The sequence below is a fragment of the Glycomyces dulcitolivorans genome, assembly GCF_003265355.1.
Lineage (GTDB): Bacteria > Actinomycetota > Actinomycetes > Mycobacteriales > Micromonosporaceae > Glycomyces > Glycomyces dulcitolivorans.
Genome location: NZ_QFRW01000114.1, coordinates 1 through 921, shown reverse-complemented (window position 1 = coordinate 921; position 921 = coordinate 1). Strand labels below are relative to the sequence as shown.

Sequence of the window (921 nt, the reverse complement as noted above, 5' to 3'; positions counted from 1 at the left end):
GCAGGCGCTCGTCGCCGTCGAGGGCCTTGTCGAGGGCGACGGCGTCGGTGCCGGCGGCGACGAGCTCCTCGCGGCCGTGGAGGCAGGCGCGCACGTTCTCGGTGAGGTCGCCGCGTTCGGCCGCGGTGGCGCGCAGGGCGAACCGCGAGGCCCAGGACGCGAGCGCGGGGCCCGCGAGGGCCGCGGCCAGGAGCGTCAGGGCGAGGACGGCCCCGGCGGCGGGCAGGATCGCGGTCTGGAGGACGACGGCGACCACTGCGGTGATGATCGCGGAGGTGAGCGGGAGGGTGCCGCGCAGCCACCGGTCGCCGGTGCCGTCGACGTCGTCGACGAGGCGGGCCTGGAGGTCGCCCGAGCGCCACACCGGGACCCCGGCGGGCGCGAGGCGCACCAGCTTGCGCCACACGGCGATGCGGAGGCGCTCCAGGCCGCGGAAGGCCGCGTCGTGGGAGACGAGGCGCTCGGCGTAGCGGAAGACGCCGCGGCCGATGCCGAGCGCGCGCACCGAGGTGATGGCGACCATCAGGTACAGGATCGGCGGCTGCTCCCAGGCCCGCGAGATGAGGTACGCGGAGACGGCGAGGAGCCCGAGCGCGCTGAGCTGGGCGAGGGCGCCGAGGACGGCGCCGAGGCCGAGCCGCGCGGCGATCGAATTGCGCCAGGACATCACCAGTCCACCTCTCGGTCGGCGATCGCGCGCACCGCTTGGCGGTGGGAGGCGATCAGGACGGTCCGGTTCTCGCGGTAGGGCTCGAACGATTCGAGGACCGCGCGCTCGGTGTCGGCGTCGAGGTGCGCGGTCGGCTCGTCCAGGAGCAGGACCGGCGTGTCGAGCAGGTCGGCGCGCAGCAGCAGCCGGGCGAGCCCGACGCGGGCGGCCTCCCCGGCGGAGAGCCCGGCGCCGTTCGCGGCGACCCGGCG

General features: G+C 76.5%; 2 pseudogenes. Both read right to left on the bottom strand.

Annotation, left to right across the window (positions count from 1 at the left end):
* Nucleotides 1-667: pseudogene (locus tag DI269_RS12950) on the bottom strand (thiol reductant ABC exporter subunit CydD); the annotation flags it as partial.
* Nucleotides 667-921 (bottom strand): annotated as a pseudogene (locus DI269_RS12945) (thiol reductant ABC exporter subunit CydD); the annotation flags it as partial. The pseudogenes DI269_RS12950 and DI269_RS12945, both read right to left, overlap by 1 nt.